Raw genomic sequence first — 22455 nt, 5'->3', positions numbered from 1 at the left:
AAATAACAGCCGCAAAGGAGTTAAAGCAATGAAGCATTCGCCGGCATTAAGCCTGCTTGCTGCGCTTGTCGCCACAACCGTTCACGCCGCAACCGTTGATTTACGGGTACTGGAAACCACCGATTTGCACAGCAATATGATGGACTTTGATTATTACAAAGATACGCCGACCGATAAATTCGGGCTGGTTCGCACCGCCAGTCTGATCCACGCGGCGCGCGCGCAAGCGACAAACAGCGTCCTGGTCGATAACGGCGATATCATCCAGGGCAGCCCATTAGGGGACTACATGGCGGCCAGGGGCTTAAAAGACGGCGAGGTTCACCCCGTCTATCAGGCGCTCAATACGCTTGATTACTCCGTCGGCAACATTGGCAACCATGAGTTTAACTATGGTCTGGATTATCTGCATAAGGCGCTGGCCGGCGCAAAATTTCCTTATGTCAACGCCAACGTATTGGACGCCAAAACCGGTAAACCCCTGTTCACGCCCTACCTCATAGAAGATAAAACGGTCATCGACCGCGATGGGAAATCCCACAGGCTGCGCATCGGCTATGTTGGTTTTGTGCCGCCGCAAATTCTGGTGTGGGATAAGGCCAATCTGGCGGGCAAAGTCACGGTGGAAGACATTACCGAAAGCGCCAGAAAGTGGGTGCCGGAAATACGTAAACAGGGAGCCGATCTGGTGATCGCCATCCCTCACTCCGGCCTCTCCGCCGAACCTTACAAAGCCATGGCGGAAAATTCCGTCTACTACCTCAGCCAGATTCCGGGTATTGATGCCATCATGTTCGGCCATGCCCATGCCGTCTTCCCCAGCCAGGATTTTAGCGCCATCAAAGGCGCCGATATCGCTCAAGGCACCCTCAATGGCATTCCCGCCGTGATGCCGGGCCAGTGGGGCGATCATCTCGGCGTCGTCGATTTCACGCTGAATAACGACGACGGCGCGTGGCGCGTCGAGAAGGCCAAAGCGGAAGCCAGACCCATCTATGATAAAGCGCAGAAAAAATCGCTGGCGCCGGAAGACGCGAACCTGGTCAACGTATTGTCTGAAGCGCACCGCAATACCCGTGACTTCGTCGGCAAACCGATCGGCAAATCCGCCGATAACATGTACAGCTATCTGTCGCTGATTCAGGACGATCCGACCGTACAGATCGTCAACAACGCCCAGCGCGCTTATGTCGAACACTTTATCCAGGGCGACCCGGATCTGGCCGACTTGCCGGTATTGTCCGCCGCCGCGCCTTTTAAGGCCGGCGGACGTAAAAACGATCCGGCCAGCTATGTCGAAGTGGAAAAAGGCCGGCTCACCTTCCGTAATGCGGCGGATCTTTACCTGTATCCCAACACGCTGGTGGTGGTGAAAGTGAATGGTAAAGAGGTTCGGGAGTGGCTGGAATGTTCGGCGGGCCAGTTCAAACAAATTGATATCCACGAGAGTAAACCCCAGGAGTTGCTCAACTGGGACGGCTTTCGTACCTATAACTTTGATGTTATCGACGGCGTGAACTATCAGATCGATGTCACGCAGCCGGCGCGTTATGACGGTGAATGCGCCTTAATCAACGACGACGCCCACCGTATCAAAAACCTGACCTTCAAGGGTAAGGCTATCGCTCCCGACGCGATCTTCCTCATTGCGACCAATAACTACCGCGCCTATGGCGAGAAGTTTGCCGGCACCGGCGAAAAACATGTCGCCTTTGCCTCGCCGGATGAAAACCGCGCCGTGCTGGCGGCCTATATCAGCGCCGAAACGCAAAGGTCGGGAGAAGTGAAACCCCAGGCGGATAATAACTGGCGGCTGGCGCCCATCACCAGCAGCACCCCGCTGGATATCCGTTTCGCCACATCGCCGTCCGACAAAGCCGCGGCTTTCATTAAAGAAAAAACCCAATATCCGATGGTCTCCGTCGGCGCCGACGAGACGGGATTCGCGATTTACCGCCTCGATCTGCAACATCCCAAACCGTAAATGCAACCGATGCCTGCGTCAGCAGGCATCAGAAACCGGGGACGACGGATTAACGGGAGAGCGGTTCGTCAGGTTCGCTCAATGATTCATCAAATTTTTTCTGTGACGACAGCACGCGCTCCATATTCTGCTCGGCCCAATAGGTCAGCTCGGCAATCGGTTTGGCCAGCGTTTTTCCCAACGGGGTTGATGAATATTCAACGGTGACGGGAACGGAGGGAAAAACGTTGCGTTCCACAAAACCATCGCGCACCAGATTCTTCAGCGTTTGCGATAAAACCTTTTGCGAGATCCCCTCTACATCGCGTTTTAACTGATTAAAGCGCATCGGCCGTTCAACCAGAATATTCAGAATCAATAACGTCCATTTATCCGCCACCCGATCCAGAATCATGCGGGCCGGACAATGCTGCGCATAAACATTGTAAGGTTTTTTCATTCGCGGACTTCCGTCATGGTTACCTTGAGGATACCTGGTCACGTTAAAGTGCTTTCTTAACAGAATCATGAGACTCCGCTATAGTCATCCTATTATAGAGTTGGTATCCATAAGAAAGCACGTATCATCATGATGGGTGTTACGCTCATGATGTCATCGTGCAGTTCATTCAAACACAGAAAGCACGAGGATTGTTATGTCAAAAACTGTTGTGATCTACCATTCCGGCTACGGCCATACCCAACGTCTGGCTGATGCCGTCGCGCAAGGCGCCGGTGCTGAACTGATTGCTATTGATGCGGAAGGCAATATCGCCGAAGCGGATTGGGATAAACTGGCTGACGCCGATGCCATAATTTTCGGCACACCGACCTATATGGGCGGCCCGTCCTGGCAGTTCAAGAAATTCGCCGACGCCAGCTCCAAACAGTGGTTTGCCGGCAAGTGGAAAAATAAAGTATTCGGCGGCTTTACCAACAGCGCCAGCCTGAACGGCGACAAGCAGGTTACGCTGATTTATCTGCAAACGCTGGCTTCGCAGCACGGCGGCATTTGGGTCAGCCTCGGCATACTGCCGGCGAATACCAAGGCTGCAACGCGTAACGATATCAATAACCTCGGCGCTTCCGTCGGCCTGCTGGCGCAGACGCCTTCCGACGCCAGCGTGGATGAAGTGGTCGCCGGCGATCTGGCCACCGGGAAACTATACGGTCAGCATGTGGCGGAGATCGCCGCGAAGCTGGCAAAATAATCTCCGGCCGACCCCACCCCAACCCTCCCCTTCGCAGGGGAGGGAGCCAATCCAGCATCCGGCGAGAGGCTCCCTTCGCAGGGGAAGCCAATCCAGCATCCGGCAAGAAGCTCCCTTCGCAGGGGAAGCCAATCCAGCATCCGGCAAGAAGCTCCCTTCGCAGGGGAAGCCAATCCAGCCGATCAGTGCCGGAAGTGGCCGGGGCCGGGGCCGTGGCGATCCGGGCCGGGGCCGCGTTCGGGGCCTCGTCCATGGCGGTCACCACGACGCGGGCCGCGGTCGTCCATATGCCGTGGGCCGCGGTGATGATGATTGTCGAAATGGCGCGGGCCGCGGTTATATTCGCGCCACCAGCCGACATCACGCCAGCGCCAGCCATCCCAATAGTACCCATGCCGGTTACGCGCGCCGCGATGATGCCCCCGGTACTCCCGCCACCAGCGCTCGCTGCGCCAGTCATAACCGTCCCAATAATAACCACGCCGGTCACGATCGCCGATATTCAACGTAACGCCCGGCATGAGATCGATGCTGATGCTGCTGGCTTCCGCCGTTGGCGTCATCGCAAACATCCCGACTAACAGAGAACTCATTAACAGTGGCTTAAACATAGGATGATTCCTCCCTTGCCGCGATTGCGGATAGGCGAAGATATACGGGGATTTATGCAGCGCCACTATAAGATAAATACCTATTTTCATGGATTTACATTTCTTAACAGAAGATTGGCGGCGCATGGGCGGGCAGATAAAACCGGCCAAGAGAGAAAAAGCAGAAACGCAAAAAAACGCTCCCGTTCCCGCGCAGCCGTTACAGACTGATTGCCTGATAGCCGAATAGAAAAAATTTTTAGCGTCGCTGCCGACGGCGCGAAGGTGACGGGCAGGGCGCCCGCCATAAGAAACGAATGAAAAACTCCGCTTGCCGTTAGCCGACGGAGTATGAAACTTACAAAATTTCCAGCAGTTCGACTTCAAAAATCAACGCGCTGAACGGCGGAATAGAGGCGCCCGCGCCACGTTCGCCGTAAGCCAGATCGTGCGGGATATACAGTTCCCATTTGGAGCCGACCGGCATCAGCGTTAACGCCTCAATCCAGCCTGGGATCACGCCGCTTACCGGGAATTCGGCAGGTTGACCGCGCTCGACCGAGCTATCAAACACGCTGCCGTCAATCAGACGACCGGTATAATGAACGCGTACGCGATCCTGACGAGAAGGAATGTCGCCCTCGCCTTGCGTCAGTACACGAAACTGTAAGCCGGACTCCGTGCTGCTCACGCCCTCTTTCTGCGCGTTTTCAGCCAGAAACTGTTGTCCTTCCACGGCCAATGCCTGCTGACGTTCACGACGAACGGCGCTCGCGCGTTCATGCACCTCACGTAAGGCCCGGTGAACCACATCCACGGGAACCACTGGCGCATTGCTTTCCAGCGCATCACGCAAACCGGCGACCAGCGCTTCAGGGATCAATCCTTCAAGACCGGATTCCTGTAGTTGTTGACCTACCTGTAAGCCGATGCCGTAACTTGCCTGCGCTTCGACGCTATCAAAAGAAGGGGTTGTCATGGATGTTCCTTTTAAACTGTAAAAAACCGAAAGCGCAGCATAACAGCGCCGGAGATTAGGGTAAAATCCTGTGTGCGAACGGGTCGCCTTTGTCTGTGGATACCCGCTGCCGTTTCGGCCGGCAAATCAATGCCCAATGGATTTAAGCGTGCGGGAAGCCAACAGACCTGCAACTTGCCAGATGAAGGGTATATACTGAAAATTCAACGCTGGGGAGGAGAATAACCCATTGCAACCATCATCCGGTCTGCGGATTAAAGCCGCGTTACAAAAAATCTGGCATTTGCCCGATAGCTACCATTGGATGGAACCGCTGCCTCCCTTCCATCGCCGTTGGATGTGGGTCGCGGCCGGCATCGTACTGGTCGCCATACTGTGGCCCTACAGCCCGCCGCCCGCACCGCCGCCGCAGTCAAGACCAGTCGCCGACGCGCCCTCTGCGCCGATGCAGGCGGAAGTTGTCGAAAACAGTTCATTGGCGCGTCAGGCGCCCGCCGTCCAGCCGGCTCAACCGGCGCAATCCGCGCCGCAAAATGTCGACGCGTCCTGGCGCAACTACGAAATCAGCTCCGGTCAGACGCTGGCGCAGCTATTCCGTGATAATAATCTGCCGGTCAGTGATGTTTTCGCGATGGCGCAGGCGGAAGGGGATGATAAACCGCTCAGCAATCTGCGAGCCGGTCAGCATGTGAAGTTGCAGTTGAACGCTCAGGGCGCGGTAACGGCATTGGAAATAGAAACCACGGGCAATCAGCTGATCCGATTCACCCGCAACGCGGACGGCGGATTTACCCGCTCCCGTTAACGGTCAATCGGGATGCCTCTTCCATTGGATTGCAAAATGCAAGGGCTGGAAATGCAAAACGCTGGCGCAAGGCCAGCGTTTAACTCGTAACTGTCAGCATTAATAACGACGAGCGTTAATTAAGCTTCAGCAACGACAACTACATTCAGCGTAGCGAACACATCGCTGTGTACCTGGAAGCTCACTTCGTGATCGCCCAGAGTACGCAGAACGCCGTTCGGTAAACGAACTTCGCTCTTAGCAATTTCAACGCCAGCCGCGGTAACCGCGTCAGCGATGTCACGGGTGCCGATAGAACCGAACAGTTTACCTTCATCGCCCGCTTTAGACGCGATGGTAACCGTTGCCAGTTCAGTGATCTTGGCGGCGCGAGCTTCAGCAGCGGCCAGAACTTCAGCCAGTTTGGCTTCCAGTTCAGCACGACGCGCTTCGAAGAACTCAACGTTTTTCTTGGTTGCCGGCACAGCTTTGCCCTGCGGAACCAGGAAGTTACGAGCATAACCCGCTTTAACGTTTACCTGATCACCCAGGCTGCCCAGGTTTGCTACTTTATCAAGCAGAATAACTTGCATTACCTTATCCTCTCAAAGTCTCGTTAATGGACAGTGGCCGATTACTGATGACGATCAGTGTACGGCAACAAAGACAAGTAACGCGCACGCTTGATAGCGCGAGCCAGCTGACGCTGGTATTTTGCACGAGTACCAGTGATACGGCTAGGAACAATCTTGCCGCTTTCAGTGATGTAGTTTTTCAGCGTAGCGATGTCTTTATAATCGATCTCGATAACGCCTTCCGCGGTGAAACGGCAGAACTTGCGACGACGGAAATAACGTGCCATTTGGCTAGTCTCCAGAATCTATCAATTCAATCTGCTCGGCATGTAACACTATCTTGCTCAGGCCATTGCGCCCTTGATGGCAGCTAATAAACCCATGCACGGTGAGTTGCGTGCCGACCGTTATACTGTGGGTAAATGCTTGTGACGCGGGTCCACTGACAACCACGGGCATACGACACCATGCTTGCCGGTTAAATCCGGCTTCCTTCTGCGCCGATCGGTGCTCAAGCACAAACTGGCAATGAGGAATACCCGAAGGACTGACTTTACGAATGGGGGTCTTGCACACCGTGCCGGACAACACCAGACGATTGGTCGTCACCACAACAATTACTCTTCAGAATCCCCAGAATTTGCATCATCGTTGGATTCTGCGAAATCTTCACGACGCTCACGGCGTTCGTCTTTCGCTTTCACCATCGGAGATGCTTCGGTTACCGCGTGTTTAACGCGCATAATCATGCTGCGGATAACGGCGTCGTTGAAGCGGAAGTTTGTTTCCAGCTCATCGATAACTTCCTGCGGCGCTTCAACGTTCAGCAGAACGTAGTGTGCTTTGTGCAGTTTGTTGATCGGGTAAGCCAGTTGACGGCGGCCCCAGTCTTCCAGACGGTGGATCGTGCCTTCCGCCGCCGTGATGGCGCCAGTGTAGCGTTCGATCATGCCCGGAACCTGTTCGCTTTGGTCAGGATGAACCATAAAAACGATTTCGTAATGACGCATCGAATTGCTCCTTACGGATTATTCAGCCTCCTGTCAGGGTCAACCGCGGCCCATGGAAGCAAGGAACGTGTTATGTGAGCGGCTGAAAAAATGACGCGTAATTATATTGGCCTCCGCGCAGGAACACAAGGAAGAAATCAGAAGAAAGGTCGATTGATGAACAGACACCGAAACTGCAAGCGGCGACCAGCGGAATGCTGCCTATCGGTCATCCATCAATAAGATGCCGCGGTAAAATCACTGAGGCAAAAATGCCGCCCATGGCATAACCGGCGCAATGAGCGGCATTATTGATAACGTCAGGTATTAATAAATCAAATTATCCGGCCAGACAACAGACAAGGCATTGTCATTAAAAATGTTTTAATTCCATCACCCTGAGCCTTTTAATTATCGAGGTATTACTCTATTTCTTTGACGACTAACTTTCTATTGAAATTAATCAGTAATGAGCTCACCAGATAGCCGATAGCGGCCACTGCAAAAAACATCATCGCCGCATAATATGACCCCGTCGATTGGATCATAAACCCGACCAGGATGGGAACAATCGCCGCAATCATATTACTGCTGAAGTTCATCGTACCGGTGATGGTGCCGGCCATATGTTGAGCGCCCAATAATCCGGGAATGGACCAATACACGCTGGCCCAACGTAATGGAAATAATGCGATGGTCAGGAATATCACCGCCAGCAAAGGATCTTTGGTATTCGCGCATAAAAAGACGCCGACGCCGGAGACGATTGCCGAGACGGCTAACAAGGTGTGAAATACCTTGTTCGGCGAACCGCCTGCCTGACGCCATTTATCCGCCAGCCAACCGCCAAGCTGCTGACCGACAAAACACATGATGAACATCATAAACATGGCGCCGCCCATCTCTTTCACATTAAAGCCATGCTCCTGATTTAAATAAGCGGGAACCCAGACCATAAGCCCATAGAAGACAATGCTGTAGCACACCCAGCCGCAAATCAGCGCGATAACGTTGACCTGTGTCAGGTAAGGGACGATATCTCTGAGCCGCGTTTTTTTGTTAACAATGCCGCCCGCTTGTTTAATCCCTTCTTCGATATGTTGTAATTCGGCCTGATTCACGCCCGGATGTTCACTGGGTTTGTTGCGTATATAAAACCATGCGACGACCCCCACTAAAACGGTTCCCACGCCGGCGACGACAAACGCCGCCCGCCATGAACCAAAATGCGCGATCAGCCACGTTAACAGGATAGCGCCGAAAGCCGTACCCAGCGGAGCGCCGCCATCCAACAGCATCGATCCCCTTCCCCTTTCGTTAGGCGTCAGCCAGTTGCCCATCAGTTTGGCGCCGGCCGGCATAATAGGCGCTTCCGATACTCCCAGCCCGATACGCGTCAGCATTAATAAAAAGATGGTATGGCACGCGGCGCCCAATGCCTGAAAGGCCCCCCAGACAACGGTGGCGCACGTAATAATCGTCCGCGTTTTAAACTTATCGGCTAAAAAGCCGCTTGGAATCTGCATCAGTGCGTAAGACCAGAAAAACGCGCTATGCAATAAACCGACGATGCGCTGATCTTTAATACCAAATTCTTCCTGGATAAACGGCATTGCGATACCCAACGACGTTCTATCGATATAATTTATCGCACCCAGCACCAACATTAAAATGAAGACAAACCAGCGAACAGCAGTTGGTTTTTCTTTTTTAGTTGTTTCAATATATTGAGACATACTATCCCCCAACTAATTAAAGCTGTTAAATTATTTTACCGCTTGGATTAATTACATTATTGCGCCTGGTTGCCAGGGAACGAATTCTAATGAACCATAGCCAAATTTTTCACTTTTACTTTTTTCACCAGAAGCAACGTTAATTATCATTTCGAATATTCGTCTTCCGGCAGACTCTAATGACTCCAGCCCATCGGCGACATCGCCGCAATTAATATCCATATCTTCTTCCTGACGCCGCCATAGGAAGTTATTAGAGGCGATTTTTATGCAGGGCGTGGGCTTTCCTCCATAAGCGGATCCTCTGCCTGTCGTAAAGCACATCACATTCGCCCCGCCGGCAATCTGCCCGGTACAGGCAAACGCGTCGTATCCCGGGGTATCCATAAATACCAGGCCTTTGGCCGTGACCGGTTCGGCATATTCATAGACGTCAACCAGATTTGAGCTACCGGCTTTCGCAATCGCGCCTAATGATTTCTCCAGAATCGTGGTGAGCCCGCCCTCTTTATTACCGGCCGAAGGATTATTGTTTAATTCCGCATGGCAGCGGATGGCGTAATCTTCCCACCAGCGGATCCGATTGATGAGCTTCTGACCGACTTGCGGAGAAACGGCCCGGCGGGTGAGCATATACTCCGCGCCATAAATTTCCGGCGTTTCCGCCAGAATCGCGGTACCCCCTTGCTGAATTAAAAGGTCGACGGCATACCCAAGCGCAGGATTGGCGGAAATACCGGAATAACTGTCCGATCCGCCGCATTCCAGCGCGACAATCAGTTCTGAAACGGGAATTTTCTCCCGATGCAGATTATTGGCCTGGCTTAACATGCCTTCGATAATTTCAATCCCTTTATTCAGCGTTTTTTGCGTCCCGCCCGTTTCCTGGATTGTCAGATGCTGAAGCATCGGCCCTTCATTAATGGCTTCTATTTTAATCAGCTCTTTTATTTGATTCGATTCACAGCCTAATCCGACGATCAGCACGCCGGCAAAGTTGGCATGATTGGCATAGCCGCTCATCGTTCTTTGCATGATTTTCATCAGATCGCCCTTCATATCCATCGCACAGCCAAAACTCTGCGGAAGAGCGACGATGCCGTCAATATTAGGATAATCGGCCAATCCCACGCTTTTAAAGTGTTCTTCCATGGCTTTAGCCACCGTGGCGCTACAGTTTACCGATGTCAGTATCCCGATATAATTACGGGTCGCGACTTTGCCATTCGCCCGTCGGTATCCCATAAAGGTTCTGACCTCCGCGGCCGGTTCAATTTCCTTTTTATCCACGCAAAAAGCGTAATCCTGACCATAATCGCCCATCTTGAGATTATGTAAATGAATATGCTCGCCGGCTTTTATCGGCTGACTGGCATAACCAATGATCTGGTTATAACGTTTGACGGCCTGGTCAATAGCGATGTCTCTTAATGCTATCTTATGGCCTTCTTTTACATCCGTTAAAACAACAACGCCTCTCTCTGAAATAACATCCCCCTGGTTAACAGGAAATCTTGCAATTGCGACATCATCATTTGGATGAAGTATTATTACTGAAGAAATATTGCTCATAACATTGCTCTCTTGCTGATATTATTGTTTTGCTTGATGAGGAATGAGTCCTGAAAATTCCAATATCGAAACCAAATGCGCCTTTTTTTCCATACTTAACGGCTCGACTGGCGGCACAACATTGGTGGAAATATCCAGGCCACAGAGTTTTATCGCCTCTTTTATGACGCCGAAAAAAGGCGTTTCCAGACTATAAACTGACGATAACTTTGCGAGTTGCTGTTGCAGCAAGAACATCTCGTCATAGTTTTTTTCTTTAAAACACCGGTAGATTCCGCAGGTAACAAAAGGCGCGAAATTACAGGTTGCCGGGATCCCGCCATTCGCGCCAAGAATCAACGCATCCATCATGTACTCATCAAAACCGGCAAAAATAACAAAATCCTCTCTGAGGGGTCTGACTTGATTAATAATTTCCCTGATGTGGCTGGCATTATCCACGGTATCTTTCACGCCAATAACGTTAGGTATCTCGCTGGCGAGTCGTTGTAATAAAGGAATACTGATATCTTGCCCGGTTAACGCCGGAAAATTGTAAACGATAATGGGAGATGTAATATTTGAAGCGACAGACTTGAAATGATGATAGATATAATCCTCATTGAGCAGCGCATAATAGGGGTTCAAAACCAGCACGGCATCCACACCCAACTCATCCGCATGCTTACCGTATTCAATCACCTCTTGCGTGCTTGTACTGCTGATTCCCAACAGGATCGGCACACGCTTATCAACGTACCGGGTGACAAACTCCGCGATCTCAAAACGCTGCCTTTTGCTTAAGTGGCAAAACTCTCCGCCGCTGCCTAAAAACAGCATGCCGTTCACGCCGGCATCAATCAGCTTATCAATCAGTTTGCCCATGCCTGCGGCATCGAATCGCCCCGACTCATCAACGATCGTTGGGACAGGGGGAAAAACGCCAGAAAATTTAGTTACGCTACTCATTCATCGCCTCTTTATTTCCATATACTGAACAACTGTTCTATTTATGGAAATTTATAGCATTCGGCCTGAATAGCGTCAACGACCGCCAGAAGGCAATTGCATGAACTTTGATCGGCTACACAAAAGAAAAAAATAAAGCGTCCCACAGGCTGAACATCGTCGGATGCCCGTTGGTCAGTGTGGATTGAAGACCGCGCCGCCCGTTTAAGCGATGCGCTAAAGGAATATGACAGCGGTTGAAAGAGGAGCGTTTACGGTTTATGACCTGCCTAAACGATGGCCGTTATCCGCGCCGGCGACGCCGAGATTAAAGTTTTTAACTTCCATGGCGTTCGCTTATAATCGCCAGAGGTGACATTAATACTTATTGAGAGTCGGCGTGCTGCAAACACAAACCCCAGCAATTGATAAAACCGTTAAAATTTTCGAGTTCTTATCAACGAACAACGGCGCGACATTCAGCCAGATTTATCAAGGCGTCGGTTTGCCAAAAAGCTCGACATCCTCTCTACTGGCATCGCTGGTTGCTCACGGGTTATTGCGGCAGGAAAAAAATCATTACTATCTGGGATTAAGGCTATACGAATTCGGCAGCAAAGCTGAAGAATCCTTTGATATTAAAAAACTGGCGTCAGAACCACTGACCCAGTTGCGGGACAGCACCCAGTTAACCTGTCATCTCGGGGTACAGGATGGCGGCTCGGCTATTTACCTATTAAAACTGGAGAGTCCCGGCGCTATTGTCGTTCGCAGTTGGGTAGGGAAAAAACTGTCGTTATACAGTTCAGGGCTGGGCAAAGCCTTATTGGCCTGGTTGCCGGAGTCCGCCATCGATCTTTATCTGCCTGATGAAGAGTTTGAAATCTTTACCCCGACAACAATAAAAACCAAGACTGCGCTGAAAAAAGAGCTGGCGCTTATTCGTCAACGCGGCTGGGCGTACGACAATGCGGAAGACAGCGAAGGCGTCTATTGCATTTCAGCGCCGATCTTTGACAAAAACGGCAACGTCATCGCCGCCATCAGCGCATCCGGCGTCGCTTTCCAAATGACGCCCGAGCTGATCCCGCAGAACGCACAGCGCATTGTCGATACCGCAAAAGCGATATCAGATAAAGTTAACCGTTAATCCCGTCGCGGGTGCCGAAACCCTGTGGTTGATTTCGCGGCGTTTTTATTCCCGTCCCGTTTCTAATAGCGATAAATAGCGCCGGAAAAAATCGCCCCCGGCCCGCAGCGCCGTCGGCGTGATGCGGTGCGTCACGCCGGCTTCGGTCAGGTAGGTCAGATTGCCGCCCGGATGATTGGCTTGCAGCGCCTGATATAAGCGGGCGCTTTCCTCCGCCGGCACCACGTCATCCGCCTCGCCATGCCAGAGCAGTAAAGGCCGGTCGGCCAGATTCTCCAGCCGGGAGGAGACGTCATACTCGGCGAGGGTCGCGGATAAGCTCCGCAAGACGCTTTCCGCCTCCGCGCTCCCTGCCGGCACCGGAGGATACAGCGAGCGCGACAGGGTCGAAAAATAGCCGGATCCCATAAAGGCCGCCACGGCGGAAATCCACGGGTAGCGCGCCATCGCTCCCAATGCGCTCATGCCGCCCAGCGACGCGCCGCACACGCCGATACGCCGGTCGGCAATCAACCCGCGCTGTCGATAGACATCCACATAGTCAGGCAACTCTTGAATATTAGACTGAAGGATATCCCAGAAATGCCGCAACCGCCGGGCTTCATTGCCGTCAAAACGAGCGCCGTGCATGGCGGCATCCGGCAAAATCACGCGAAAACCGGCCGCCGCCAGCGCATAGCCAAAATAGGAATAGACCTCTTTTGATGAAAGATAACCATGAAAGAAAAAAATGGTCGGCAGGGGAAGGTCTTTTTTACCGCCGGGAACGGCATGCAAAACATCAATACCGTTAATGCTATCCAATGAAATCTCAACCATGTGCTTGTCTCAACCTTTCATCTCATTCCTGAATGTCTACCGCTTTAAATACCATAGCATCAAAAACAGATTCGCTTTAAAAACAAATTTCGCAATGGTTTAGCGCAAAGGCTGCAATAACAAAGAGAAAGGCAGGCCGGGAAGAACGCGAGAGCGGCGAGTGATGGACGAGATGAAGGGGGAGTGAGCGCTCCCCCTTGAACGGCATTATTTAGCGCAACGCCTCAAAACGCTCGCCGACAAACACCCGTATCGGGTTCCCGCGCTCGATTTGAGCATGAGACTGTCGACGCCGGGAACGCAAATCGGCTGCGCTTTGCTGTTCCCGTTGTTGCAAATGCCAGGCGATTAAATAGCCGGCAAGGCGCTTGTTGGCGTGCTGACTGCGTTCGCTTTGCACCTTCACGCTAATACCGCTGGCAATGTGCGTCGCCCGCACCGCCGATTCGGTCTTGTTAACGTGCTGACCGCCCGGCCCCGAGGCTTTGAGCGTGTCGAAGCGAATGTCGCCGGCCTGATGCAGAGGCTGAGAAGCGAAACGCGTCCCGCCGATAAACCAGTTTTTTCGCCCCGGCGTTTTCCGCCACGGACTGGGGCAAATCCACTGTATGGTGCCGCTCCATCGGTCAGCCAGTTCATCTGCGCCGGCCCCATTAAGGACGACCAGCGCGGAACGCAATGTGCCAGGTCGGCTGCCCGGCTCCGTTTCCACGACGTCAAGCGCCACATTCCGCTGCGCCGCCTCGCGGATAAGAAACTGCAACGCTTTCGCCGTCGCCAGCATACATTCGTCCGGCCCCTGCGCAGCGGAAAGTTGTAATAGCAACATTATTCTTCACCCCGCGTTTTGTAGGTCAACACCGGCTTTAAACGGGCGACCGGCTCGATAAGCCCGGCCGACACCATGGACGCTATCACGCTATCGATAGACTTATAGGCCTCCGGCGCTTCCTGAAAAATCAGCTGCTTATTCTGGCAAATCACCCGGCTGCCCAGCGCGGTGCGCGATAACGACCGCATATTGTCGCGCTGAGACAAGCGCGCTTTGCACGCCGAACTCATCCACTTGCGGCCGGCGCCATGTGCCAGAGAGTACAGGCTGACGGCATCGGATCGCGGCTGAACCAGGTAACTGTAATCGCCGCGCGAGCCCGGAATAATCACCATCCCCTGGTCGGCCGGCGTCGCGCCTTTACGGTGCAGCCAGCCGGCAATCCCGTCGATGGTCGCCGGCGCCACCAGATTATGGTTGACGTCCAACAGCGCTTCGCCGTCGGCGCGCCAACGGCTAAGCATACGTTGCGCTATGCAGTTGCGGTTAATACGGGCGAACGCCAACGCCTGCTGGTGCTGGTTCAGGTAATCACGCGCGTCCGGCGTATTTTCCTCCAGCCCCCGATGCCCGTGCTCGCGTAGCTGTTTTTCCAGAATGGACTGGCCTAAACCACGCGAGCCGCTGTGTACCAGCAATAACAGCGTCTTGCTGTCGGGCGTCAGGGTATTGAAGCGCGCCGGCTGATAAATCTGATCAACGCATTGCAATTCCGCAAAGTGATTTCCGCCGCCGATGGTGCCCAGCGAATGGCGAAACGCGGCAAACTCTTCGGGCAGATCCGCCACGTCATCCAACGGACCGTCAATATTGCCTAACTGTTTGTCGAGTTTATCCAGCGAAACTTTATTGGCTTTTAGGGTGGTGCGCCATAACGCCATGCCGCAGCCAATGTCATTCCCGACCAGCGCCGGATAAAAACGCCGACGAGAAAAAAATGCCGCCCCGATAGGATAACCGCGTCCGGGGTGTAAATCCGGCATACCGGAGACCCGAACCATGTCAGGGAGTTGAGATGTAGTGATAAGTTGTTGGATTGCGTTGTCTTCAATCCAGGTATTTTCCGACGCGATGAGATTCACCTGCGGCGAAATAAAACGAATGGCATTGCCCATAGATCAATCCTGCTGATCAATTTTAAAAAAAATGATGTGGCAGGCCAAAAACCGGGCTAAAACGCAAAAATGGAGTAGTGCGGAATTAATCCTGGCGTAGCCTGCAAAGTGCCAAAGAATAAGATTTCATCGTGACCTCCTTGCAGTCGTAGTGAGTGAGAATGGAAAAACGGCGGCATACTACCCCAGCGAACGGCTGTCCGCAACGATTTTTAACGCTCAATCTGCCGTTACTTTCGACAGGCAAAGCGCGTTACACTGAAAAGAAAGCTAACCATGAGGAAGCGGCTGACCATGTTGAAAACGTTTCTGAGCGTAATGTTGTCCTTGAGCCTTAGCGCATGCAGCCTGATTTCCGGCTCGCCGACGCCGCCTCCGCCGCCGGCAGAACAGGCGCAGCTTATTAACTACGCGCAAACCTCGACGCTGAAAAAAATCGGCACGGCATCGGTTACCGTATACGGCAGCCCGGATGACGCGGATCGGGCGATTCAGCGTCAGGCGGATGAAAAAGGGGCGCGTTACTACACCATTGTCATGAAGTCCGAAACCTCACACCCGGGAGTGTGGTTCTCCCGGGCGATGCTGTACCGCTAACGAGCGTCAGCGGGAAGGTATTCGCCATAGCTGCGCGTTAGTAAGACATGCAGGCCGCATTCAGGATCCCGCCGCCCAACGAAGCGGTACACAGGAACACGCCCGAAGCGATTTCGTTATCCTGAATGTGTCGGCTCAGACCCGGCAGGTAAATACGCACGATGCCGTAAATCAGCAATTGCACCGCCAGCGCCACAATCCCCCAGGTGATGTAATCCAACAGACTCACCGAGTTGACCGCCGCGCTGGCCAGCGGAATAACATAGCCGATCAACGCGCCGGCGAAGCCGACCGCCGCCGCGCCATTGTTGGCTTTGATCAGCGTCCACTCATCATGAGGCGTGACGCGGGTGTAGATAAACAGGAATGCCAACACCATGACAAACCCAATGAAAAAATAAGAAGCAAAAGCCAATAATGCGTCAACAATAATCATGCCGTAACTTTCCTTTAGGTTGCCGTGATGCCGAATATCGCGTCGGCGCGGGTGACAGCGCCGTCAGCCGCGTTGACGCACCGCTTCAAACAGACAGATGCCGGTCGCGACGGACACGTTCAGCGAAGAGACGCTGCCCGCCATCGGGATGCTGATTAATTCATCGCAATGTTCGCGGGTCAGACGGCGCATCCCCTCGCCTTCCGCGCCCATCACCAACGCCAGCGGACCGTTCAGTTTGCTTTGATACAACGTATGGTCGGCTTCGCCCGCCGTACCGACGATCCAGACCTGATGCTCCTGTAATAAACGCATGGTACGCGCCAGATTGGTCACGCGAATCAACGGCACATTTTCCGCCGCGCCGCAGGCGACTTTTTTTGCCGTCGCATTCAGCTGCGCGGAACGATCGCGGGGGACGATCACCGCATGCACCCCGGCCGCATCGGCGCTGCGCAGGCAGGCGCCCAGATTGTGCGGATCGGTTACGCCGTCCAGCACCAGCAGGAACGGCTGCGCCAGCTCGTCCAGCAGCGCAGGCAAATCGTTCTCCTGATATTGCCGCCCTTCTTTCACTCTGGCGACAATCCCCTGATGGACGGCCCCTTCTACTTTGCTGTCCAGCCACTGGCGGTTGGCCACCTGAACCGTAATGCCCGCCGACTCCAGTTCAGTAATCAGCGGATGTAAACGGCGATCGTCGCGGCCTTTCAGGATAAACACTTCCAGAAAACGCTGGGGATCTCGGTCAAGCAATGCTTTAACCGCATGAATACCGTAAATAATTTCGCTCATTGATACTCTTTAAATAAAAATAGACGGGCGCTGTCCGCCCGTTGAAAATGAATGACAATCTCTTCCCCTCCCCTTCGCAGGAGAGGGAATGGCGGTGAAGATTACTCGACCGACTTCTTCTTCGCGCGTTTGGCTTTGGTTGCGGCCGCAATCTTACGCGTTTTCTCGCCGTTCTTTTTGCCTTTGTCGGCGCTCTTTTTCGGCTTCGATTTGCCGCTAGCCGGTTTGGCTTTGCGCTCGCCCTCTTTTCGGAACGCGGCATCCGGCTCGAAATTGGCGGCCGGCTTAGCGGCGTTACGGCGGCGGCGAGCCGGCTTGGCCTCGCGGTTATCCGGTTTTTTCGCCCGATCGCGCGCCGTTTTGCCTTCGCCGCGCGGCTTGCGCGAACTGGAAACCAGCGCGAAATCGATATTGCGTTCGTCCATATGCACCGCCTCGACGCGAATCTCCACTTCATCGCCCAGACGATAAACCTGACCGCGCGACTCGCCAATCAGACGCTGGCCGATATTATCGTAGCGATAGTAGTCATTATCCAGCGTGGAGACATGCACCAGCCCGTCGATAAACAGATCGTTGAGACGCACAAAGAAACCAAAACCGGTGACGCTGGAGATGATCCCGGTGAACGCTTCGCCGACGTGATCCTGCATGAAGTCGCATTTCAGCCAGTCGGCTACGTCGCGGGTCGCCTCATCGGCGCGGCGTTCGGTCAGCGAGCAGTGCATGCCCAGTTGCAGCATTTCGTTAAGATCGCTGTGCCAGCCGCCGGTCGGCGTCCAGCGCGCCTTGCGGTCGCTCAGCAGATACTTGATGGAGCGGTGCAAGGCCAGGTCGGGATAACGGCGGATAGGCGAAGTAAAGTGACCATAGGACGCCAGCGCCAAACCAAAGTGGCCGCGGTTTTCCGGATCGTAGACCGCCTGTTTCATCGAACGCAGCAGCATGGTTTGCAGCATTTCGCTGTCGGGCCGATCCGCCACTTCCAACATCAGAGCGGCATAGTCTTTAGGCTGCGGCTTCATACCGCCTTTTAACGTCAGCCCCAGTTCGCCCAGCACGCTGCGCAGCGCCAGAACGTGATCTTCGCTGGGCCGATCGTGTACGCGGAAGAGCGACGGCTCTTCATTTTTCTCCACGAATTTCGCCGCGGAAATGTTCGCCAGAATCATGCACTCTTCAATCAGCTTGTGCGCGTCGTTGCGCACCACGGATTCGACCCGTTCAATGCGGCGCTCGGCGTTGAAGATAAATTTGGCTTCTTCCGTTTCAAAAGCGATGCCGCCGCGGATTTCGCGCGCCTGATCCAGGGCCTTGTACATCCGGTGCAGCTCTTCCAGACCGCCCACCAGCGGTTTATAGCGCTCGCGCAGTTCGGCGTCGCCCTGAAGAATACTCCATACCTTGGTATAGGTCAGACGGGCATGGGAGCTCATCAGCCCTTCATAGAATTTATACGAAGAGAGTTTCCCCTGCGCCGACACGGTCATCTCGCACACCATGCACAGACGGTCGACCTGCGGGTTAAGCGAACACAACCCGTTAGACAGCACTTCCGGCAGCATCGGCACCACCTGTGACGGGAAGTAAACCGATGTGCCGCGCGCGCGCGCTTCGTGATCCAACGGCGTATTCGGACGCACGTAGTAGCTGACGTCGGCAATCGCCACCCACAGACGCCAGCCGCCGCCGCGTTTCTTCTCGCAATAGACCGCATCGTCGAAATCGCGCGCGTCTTCGCCGTCAATGGTCACCAGCGGCAGCTTGCGTAAGTCGACGCGGCCTTTTTTCGCCTCTTCCGGCACCTCTTCCGCCAGGTCTTTGACCTGCTCTTCCACCTGCGGCGGCCAGGTATGCGGGATGTCGTGAGTGCGCAGGGCGATCTCTACGGCCAACCCGGTACCCATGTTATCGCCCAGCACTTCAACAATGTTGCCGATGGCTTTTGTCCGGCGCGTCGCGCGCTGCGTCAGTTCCACCACCACCACAAAGCCCATGCGGGCGCCGTTAACGTTTTCCTGCGGGATCAGAATATCGAAACTGAGGCGGCTGTCGTCCGGGACGACAAAGCCGACGCCGGCATCAACAAAATAGCGGCCGACAATCTGACCGGTGCGCGGCTCCAGCACCCGCACGATACGGCCTTCGCGCCGTCCTTTGCGATCCGCGCCCATCGGCTGCGCCAGCACCACGTCGCCGTGAATGGCGCGTTTCATCTCTTCCGCGGACAGATAAAGATCATCTTTGCGGCCTTCCACGCGCAGGAAGCCGTAGCCGTCGCGGTGGCCGATTACCGTGCCGCGCAGCAAATCCAGTTTTTCCGGTAAGGCGTAGCATTGACGACGGGTAAAGACTAACTGGCCGTCGCGCTCCATCGCCCGCAGGCGGCGGCGCAACGCTTCGAGCTGTTCTTCACTGGTGAGTTGCAGATCGGCCGCCAGTTCTTCCCGCTTGATCGGGGTATCTCGTTTGGCGATATGCGCCAGAATGTATTCGCGGCTGGGAATCGGGGATTCGTATTTTTCCGCTTCTCGTTCCAGAAAGGGATCTTGTGACATTGCGGTTCCTCCGTTGTCATCATCTGGAGGCTGAATATAGCTCATTCAACCAACAATAATTTGTAAAGTGGCGGGTTTTCTTTGACCAGGTCGGCCAGCGTATATTGGTCCAGTTCATGCAGAAAATGCCGGACCGCGTGTCGGAGTATCTGTTGCAGCCGACAGGCTGTTGTGATGTGACAAAAATCATGATGGCAGTTAACTAACGAGAGCGGTTCCAGCTCCCGCACCACATCGCCAATTCGGATCGTCTCCGCGGGCTTGCCTAACCGAATCCCGCCATTCTTCCCGCGCACGGCCATCACCAGCCCTGCCCGACTAAGTTGATTGATAATTTTGACCATATGATTACGCGATACGCCATACACTTCAGTCACTTCTGAAATGCTGGTCATTTGCCCGACGGGCAACGACGCCATATAAATCAGCGCCCGCAAGCCATAATCCGTAAAACTCGTTAACTGCACATGTACCTCTGATACCTCCGGGTATCGTTTTCCTGCGTGGCAAACGCCTGCCTGCTAACACCGCATTTTCGCTGCGGCTCGGTGTGGTTTGACATCCCCGCATTGGCGCGGATGACGGCCACAGGACGACGTTGTCATAAAACTCAATGCGCGTTGAAAAAAGGAGCGGATGCGCCAGACTCCAGGTTTCAGATACGCCATATTGAAGATAATAAACCAGCCTCAAACGCTACGGCTAATTATTTAACGATAATACAGAGATATATGCCGACAATGTTCTAAACCCTTCGCGTTGAGGGACGGCGGCCGACGCATGTTGTCTTTCCCTGACGATCGTACCAAAACAGGTCATCGCTTTTATCGCATGATATTTCCAGCGCCGACGCCCGGGTGAAGCGCACGGCGTCACAGGTTTCCCAATAAAATGAAAATATCTGTCGCATGGCCCTAATGATTATCGTTTTTAAGCCGATTTTTAGTTAAGCAGAGCGTAAAAGACAAGCTAAAGCCCCGCGCCTGTCCGGCCAATCCGTTAACGGACAGATGATTTACCCGGTTATCCGGGTAGTCTGCGTGGTCGTATCTCACTCATTTTATTCTGGCTTTACCGCTATCGGCTATGCTCGCGCCGCACTAACCCCGTAATTTCTGTGATGTTTTGTTTGATGAATGGCCTCGAAGGAAACTGAGGTTTAACGAGGCTGCAAGGTTTACGACGTTTGTCTCTGTATATCGCACACAAGGAAAAGGAAACAATGGGACTGAAAAACATCTCCATTCGCACCGGGTTATTGACGCTACTATTATTGACCACGCTATTACTGCTTATTGTTAGCGCTATGGGTATCCTGGCAATTAAAAAGGATAAAGAAGCGCTTCTGTCGCTGAATAAAATTCAGGGAATAGAATTAAGCAATCTGATGAGCGGCTATAACCTGACGCTGAGAGCCAGAGCATCGGCCGCGCTGGCGGTCAGAAAAATTGAAAGCGGGTTGCTTGACGACGGAACGCAAGCGACAAAAACGGTAGAAAACAATCTGCTCCAGTCTCAGCAGGAAATTACCCGCGTCATCGAGTCTGTCGATGCCAACACCCAGCGGCACCAGCTGGCCCTGGCGGTCGAGAAAACCTACCTGGCCTATCTCGAACAAGGCATGACGCCGATGCTCAGCGCCTTGCAAAAACAGTACACCGACGAATACTACGACGTACTCGAAAAACAGCTCGGCCCGCTAAGCGACGCATTTGATCAATCCATCCAGACGTTTCGCCAGTACGCGCAGCAGCTCTCTGAACAGAGACTGGCGTTATCCGAACGCAATGAACGCTTAATGCGGCTACTCATCATTTTTTCCTGTCTGCTGTCGATATCGCTGGTGGCGCTGGCCTGGGTCGCGCTGCGTCACATGCTGCTCAACCCGCTGAATTACGCTATTGAGCAACTGGAGCGCGTGGCGAAGGGCGATCTGACCTGCCGCGTGATGCAGGGCGGAAATAACGAACTCGGGCGGCTGAACGATGCGATAGGCCGGATGCAGGGCGCGCTGCTGGATTCCGTCAGACAGGTGCGTGACGCCAGTACCCAAATCGATCGCGGCAGCCGCGAACTGTTCGCCGAAAATAACCGTCTTTCCGAGCGGACGGAAGAGTCCGCCGCCTCGCTGGAACAAACGGCGGCCAGTATGGAACAGCTCAGCGCAACGGTGAAAAATAACGCCGAACATGCGGAACAGGCGCGCCAGTTGGCCGACAGCGTGGCGGATACCAGCGGTCTGAGCAGTGAGTCGGTCTGTTATGTCATCGAGAAAATGCAGGAAATCGACTCCAGCGCCAAACGGATCAACGACATCCTCGGCGTGATTGACGGTATCGCCTTCCAGACCAATATTCTGGCGCTGAACGCCTCGGTTGAGTCGGCCCGGGCGGGCGAGCAAGGGCGCGGGTTTGCCGTGGTCGCCGGCGAGGTGCGCAATCTGGCGCACAACAGCGCGCAGGCGGCGAAAGAGATCCGCGCGCTGATCACCGATTCACAAACGCGCATTTCCGAAGGGCTGGAACTGGCTTCCCGCGCGGGCGAAACCATGGACGAAATGGATGGCGCGATCATGCGCATCACCCAGTTGATGAAAAATATCTCCAACGCCACGCAAGAACAGTACCGGGGCATTGAACAGGTCAATATCGCCTTCACGCAGATTGACAAGGCGGCGCAGCAAAACACTCAATTGGTGAAATCATTCTCTGAGACCACCCAATCGCTGGAACAACAGTCTCAGCAGTTGATCCGCTCCATGTCGACGTTTCAGGTGTAGCGATAACGATGCCTGAACAAACGCCATCGTGCGACGACGCGGTCGTCG

The 22455-nt window shown here is 53.8% G+C and carries 23 protein-coding genes; 6 read left to right on the top strand and 17 right to left on the bottom strand.

What is annotated here, in order from left to right; genetic code table 11:
- Positions 1-28 precede the first annotated feature (28 nt).
- The gene (locus ABRZ26_RS12745) at positions 29-1984 is read left to right on the top strand and encodes a bifunctional 2',3'-cyclic-nucleotide 2'-phosphodiesterase/3'-nucleotidase (RefSeq protein WP_319604506.1); all 1956 of its coding nucleotides are present in this window, start codon (positions 29-31) and stop codon (positions 1982-1984) included.
- Positions 1985-2033: 49 nt separating this feature from the next.
- Here ABRZ26_RS12745 and ABRZ26_RS12740 read toward each other — a convergent pair whose 3' ends face one another.
- A complete protein-coding gene (locus ABRZ26_RS12740; protein ID WP_319604505.1) occupies positions 2034-2423 on the bottom strand; it encodes a winged helix-turn-helix transcriptional regulator in 390 nt (129 codons plus the stop codon).
- Positions 2424-2619: 196 nt separating this feature from the next.
- On the opposite strand from ABRZ26_RS12740, the gene ABRZ26_RS12735 reads away from it, so the two are divergent.
- Complete coding sequence (locus ABRZ26_RS12735) at positions 2620-3174, top strand: flavodoxin family protein (protein WP_319604504.1); 555 nt, start codon at positions 2620-2622, stop codon at positions 3172-3174.
- Between the two features lie 182 nt (positions 3175-3356).
- Here ABRZ26_RS12735 and ABRZ26_RS12730 read toward each other — a convergent pair whose 3' ends face one another.
- Positions 3357-3785 (bottom strand): DUF2502 domain-containing protein, encoded by a 429-nt coding sequence (locus ABRZ26_RS12730; RefSeq protein ID WP_319604503.1) that lies wholly within the window; start codon positions 3783-3785, stop codon positions 3357-3359.
- Positions 3786-4122: 337 nt separating this feature from the next.
- Complete coding sequence (gene bamJ, locus ABRZ26_RS12725) at positions 4123-4743, bottom strand: BamJ family beta-barrel-assembly machinery protein (RefSeq protein WP_319604502.1); 621 nt, start codon at positions 4741-4743, stop codon at positions 4123-4125.
- Between the two features lie 229 nt (positions 4744-4972).
- On the opposite strand from bamJ, the gene ABRZ26_RS12720 reads away from it, so the two are divergent.
- Complete coding sequence (locus ABRZ26_RS12720; RefSeq protein WP_319604501.1) at positions 4973-5548, top strand: OapA family protein; 576 nt, start codon at positions 4973-4975, stop codon at positions 5546-5548.
- A 119-nt stretch (positions 5549-5667) separates the two neighbouring features.
- Here the strand turns inward: ABRZ26_RS12720 and rplI are convergent, their stop codons facing one another.
- From rplI to ABRZ26_RS12685, 7 genes are all read right to left on the bottom strand, one after another.
- Positions 5668-6120 (bottom strand): 50S ribosomal protein L9, encoded by a 453-nt coding sequence (gene rplI / locus ABRZ26_RS12715; protein WP_319604500.1) that lies wholly within the window; start codon positions 6118-6120, stop codon positions 5668-5670.
- 41 nt (positions 6121-6161) lie between these two features.
- Positions 6162-6389, bottom strand: coding sequence for a 30S ribosomal protein S18 (gene rpsR / locus ABRZ26_RS12710; protein ID WP_048637617.1), 228 nt, complete (start codon positions 6387-6389; stop codon positions 6162-6164).
- A gap of 4 nt (positions 6390-6393) precedes the next feature.
- Positions 6394-6714 (bottom strand): primosomal replication protein N, encoded by a 321-nt coding sequence (gene priB, locus ABRZ26_RS12705; protein WP_319604499.1) that lies wholly within the window; start codon positions 6712-6714, stop codon positions 6394-6396.
- Positions 6715-6719: 5 nt separating this feature from the next.
- Positions 6720-7112, bottom strand: coding sequence for a 30S ribosomal protein S6 (rpsF, locus tag ABRZ26_RS12700; RefSeq protein WP_319604498.1), 393 nt, complete (start codon positions 7110-7112; stop codon positions 6720-6722).
- 401 nt (positions 7113-7513) lie between these two features.
- Positions 7514-8827 (bottom strand): MFS transporter, encoded by a 1314-nt coding sequence (locus ABRZ26_RS12695; protein WP_319604497.1) that lies wholly within the window; start codon positions 8825-8827, stop codon positions 7514-7516.
- Between the two features lie 51 nt (positions 8828-8878).
- The gene (locus tag ABRZ26_RS12690) at positions 8879-10399 is read right to left on the bottom strand and encodes a UxaA family hydrolase (RefSeq protein WP_319604496.1); all 1521 of its coding nucleotides are present in this window, start codon (positions 10397-10399) and stop codon (positions 8879-8881) included.
- Between the two features lie 21 nt (positions 10400-10420).
- The gene (locus ABRZ26_RS12685) at positions 10421-11347 is read right to left on the bottom strand and encodes a dihydrodipicolinate synthase family protein (protein WP_319604495.1); all 927 of its coding nucleotides are present in this window, start codon (positions 11345-11347) and stop codon (positions 10421-10423) included.
- Between the two features lie 379 nt (positions 11348-11726).
- On the opposite strand from ABRZ26_RS12685, the gene ABRZ26_RS12680 reads away from it, so the two are divergent.
- Positions 11727-12476: an IclR family transcriptional regulator gene (locus ABRZ26_RS12680; protein WP_319604494.1), complete on the top strand. Its 750-nt coding sequence runs from the start codon at positions 11727-11729 to the stop codon at positions 12474-12476.
- 45 nt (positions 12477-12521) lie between these two features.
- Here the strand turns inward: ABRZ26_RS12680 and yjfP are convergent, their stop codons facing one another.
- From yjfP to ABRZ26_RS12665, 3 genes are all read right to left on the bottom strand, one after another.
- On the bottom strand, positions 12522-13295 hold the full coding sequence (yjfP, locus tag ABRZ26_RS12675) for an esterase (protein ID WP_319604493.1): 774 nt from the start codon (positions 13293-13295) through the stop codon (positions 12522-12524).
- A gap of 211 nt (positions 13296-13506) precedes the next feature.
- Positions 13507-14124: a peptide chain release factor H gene (gene prfH, locus ABRZ26_RS12670; RefSeq protein WP_319604492.1), complete on the bottom strand. Its 618-nt coding sequence runs from the start codon at positions 14122-14124 to the stop codon at positions 13507-13509.
- Positions 14124-15242: an RNA ligase RtcB family protein gene (locus ABRZ26_RS12665; RefSeq protein ID WP_319604491.1), complete on the bottom strand. Its 1119-nt coding sequence runs from the start codon at positions 15240-15242 to the stop codon at positions 14124-14126. The genes prfH and ABRZ26_RS12665 overlap by 1 nt, the downstream gene beginning before the upstream one ends.
- Positions 15243-15536: 294 nt before the next feature.
- Between ABRZ26_RS12665 and bsmA the strand changes: the two genes are divergently transcribed.
- Positions 15537-15839, top strand: a complete 303-nt coding sequence (gene bsmA, locus ABRZ26_RS12660; protein ID WP_319604490.1) for a biofilm peroxide resistance protein BsmA — start codon at positions 15537-15539, stop codon at positions 15837-15839.
- Between the two features lie 37 nt (positions 15840-15876).
- Here bsmA and ABRZ26_RS12655 read toward each other — a convergent pair whose 3' ends face one another.
- The 4 genes from ABRZ26_RS12655 to nsrR form a co-directional block, all read right to left on the bottom strand.
- Complete coding sequence (locus tag ABRZ26_RS12655; protein ID WP_319604489.1) at positions 15877-16275, bottom strand: DUF350 domain-containing protein; 399 nt, start codon at positions 16273-16275, stop codon at positions 15877-15879.
- 63 nt (positions 16276-16338) lie between these two features.
- Positions 16339-17070, bottom strand: a complete 732-nt coding sequence (rlmB, locus tag ABRZ26_RS12650) for a 23S rRNA (guanosine(2251)-2'-O)-methyltransferase RlmB (RefSeq protein WP_319604488.1) — start codon at positions 17068-17070, stop codon at positions 16339-16341.
- A 101-nt stretch (positions 17071-17171) separates the two neighbouring features.
- Positions 17172-19628, bottom strand: a complete 2457-nt coding sequence (gene rnr, locus ABRZ26_RS12645; RefSeq protein ID WP_319604487.1) for a ribonuclease R — start codon at positions 19626-19628, stop codon at positions 17172-17174.
- A gap of 41 nt (positions 19629-19669) precedes the next feature.
- Complete coding sequence (gene nsrR, locus ABRZ26_RS12640) at positions 19670-20095, bottom strand: nitric oxide-sensing transcriptional repressor NsrR (RefSeq protein WP_319604486.1); 426 nt, start codon at positions 20093-20095, stop codon at positions 19670-19672.
- A gap of 755 nt (positions 20096-20850) precedes the next feature.
- On the opposite strand from nsrR, the gene ABRZ26_RS12635 reads away from it, so the two are divergent.
- Entirely contained in the window at positions 20851-22407 is a 1557-nt protein-coding gene (locus tag ABRZ26_RS12635; protein WP_319604485.1) for a methyl-accepting chemotaxis protein, read from the top strand.
- Positions 22408-22455 lie beyond the last annotated feature (48 nt).

Source organism: Brenneria sp. L4-2C, from assembly GCF_040240335.1.
Classification (GTDB): Bacteria; Pseudomonadota; Gammaproteobacteria; order Enterobacterales; family Enterobacteriaceae; genus Brenneria.
Note: the sequence above shows the minus strand (reverse complement) of the source record. Positions and strands in the feature narration are given on the sequence as shown.

Excerpts from the sequence above, each read along its gene's own strand:
- rnr (WP_319604487.1), bottom strand. The coding sequence starts at position 19,628 with ATGTCACAAGATCCCTTTCTGGAACGAGAAGCGGAAAAATACGAATCC.
- rpsF (WP_319604498.1), bottom strand. The coding sequence starts at position 7,112 with ATGCGTCATTACGAAATCGTTTTTATGGTTCATCCTGACCAAAGCGAA.
- ABRZ26_RS12740 (WP_319604505.1), bottom strand. The coding sequence starts at position 2,423 with ATGAAAAAACCTTACAATGTTTATGCGCAGCATTGTCCGGCCCGCATG.
- ABRZ26_RS12685 (WP_319604495.1), bottom strand. The coding sequence starts at position 11,347 with ATGAGTAGCGTAACTAAATTTTCTGGCGTTTTTCCCCCTGTCCCAACG.
- yjfP (WP_319604493.1), bottom strand. The coding sequence starts at position 13,295 with ATGGTTGAGATTTCATTGGATAGCATTAACGGTATTGATGTTTTGCAT.
- bsmA (WP_319604490.1), top strand. The coding sequence starts at position 15,537 with ATGTTGAAAACGTTTCTGAGCGTAATGTTGTCCTTGAGCCTTAGCGCA.
- ABRZ26_RS12730 (WP_319604503.1), bottom strand. The coding sequence starts at position 3,785 with ATGTTTAAGCCACTGTTAATGAGTTCTCTGTTAGTCGGGATGTTTGCG.
- ABRZ26_RS12690 (WP_319604496.1), bottom strand. The coding sequence starts at position 10,399 with ATGAGCAATATTTCTTCAGTAATAATACTTCATCCAAATGATGATGTC.
- ABRZ26_RS12665 (WP_319604491.1), bottom strand. The coding sequence starts at position 15,242 with ATGGGCAATGCCATTCGTTTTATTTCGCCGCAGGTGAATCTCATCGCG.
- bamJ (WP_319604502.1), bottom strand. The coding sequence starts at position 4,743 with ATGACAACCCCTTCTTTTGATAGCGTCGAAGCGCAGGCAAGTTACGGC.
- rlmB (WP_319604488.1), bottom strand. The coding sequence starts at position 17,070 with ATGAGCGAAATTATTTACGGTATTCATGCGGTTAAAGCATTGCTTGAC.
- rpsR (WP_048637617.1), bottom strand. The coding sequence starts at position 6,389 with ATGGCACGTTATTTCCGTCGTCGCAAGTTCTGCCGTTTCACCGCGGAA.
- ABRZ26_RS12635 (WP_319604485.1), top strand. The coding sequence starts at position 20,851 with ATGGGACTGAAAAACATCTCCATTCGCACCGGGTTATTGACGCTACTA.
- ABRZ26_RS12655 (WP_319604489.1), bottom strand. The coding sequence starts at position 16,275 with ATGATTATTGTTGACGCATTATTGGCTTTTGCTTCTTATTTTTTCATT.
- ABRZ26_RS12745 (WP_319604506.1), top strand. The coding sequence starts at position 29 with ATGAAGCATTCGCCGGCATTAAGCCTGCTTGCTGCGCTTGTCGCCACA.
- ABRZ26_RS12695 (WP_319604497.1), bottom strand. The coding sequence starts at position 8,827 with ATGTCTCAATATATTGAAACAACTAAAAAAGAAAAACCAACTGCTGTT.
- ABRZ26_RS12735 (WP_319604504.1), top strand. The coding sequence starts at position 2,620 with ATGTCAAAAACTGTTGTGATCTACCATTCCGGCTACGGCCATACCCAA.
- rplI (WP_319604500.1), bottom strand. The coding sequence starts at position 6,120 with ATGCAAGTTATTCTGCTTGATAAAGTAGCAAACCTGGGCAGCCTGGGT.
- prfH (WP_319604492.1), bottom strand. The coding sequence starts at position 14,124 with ATGTTGCTATTACAACTTTCCGCTGCGCAGGGGCCGGACGAATGTATG.